This is a genomic window from Oleiphilus sp. HI0117 (assembly GCF_001635235.1).
Window position 1 is genome coordinate 1 of the sequence record NZ_LWGA01000367.1, and the last position, 573, is coordinate 573.

Below are 573 nucleotides of genomic sequence, written 5' to 3' on the forward strand. Positions count from 1 at the left end.
ACTGAAGATGCGTCTGACTTAAGTATGGGGATCTCTTATCCAATTAATATAGGTGCTTTCAACTGGTAATCATGTGTCAGGAGTAAGGTGATGACTGCTTTGCTCTCGAGCGCACTTGTTTAATCTTTAGAATAGTAATGGGAAAAGGAATTAATTGGTGAAATCATTGCATTGGAAAGTAAAGAAACTGCTGGTGGTCGTATTGATTGCTACGTTTGCTTTCCCTCCCCAAGTTGTAGCTCAGCTAGCGAACGGCATTACGATTGATACTAAGGCTCTTTCCTTGGGTAATGCGATGCAGGCTGACGTAAATCCTGGTGTTTCAGCGGTTTACCATAACCCCGCTCAGCTTACCCGACTCAAAGAGCGTCACTTTGAGGTTGATCAGTTATTAATTGGTTTGGATCTTGATGCCGTATTTACTGCCCCTGATGACTATCAGTTGTTTGGTTTAGATGGTACAGGCTTTAATACCTATGACCCTACCGTACCGAGAGACCCTGTAGTAGGAGGCGATGGTCGAGGTAAGAGCCATACTAACAGGCTTTCTTTATATCTACCTGGCTTTGGTTT

At 43.5% G+C, this 573-nt stretch carries 1 pseudogene; it reads left to right on the forward strand.

Annotated features, from left to right (window positions below):
- Window positions 1–157: 157 nt before the first annotated feature.
- Window positions 158–573: pseudogene (locus tag A3757_RS04400) on the forward strand (hypothetical protein); the annotation flags it as partial.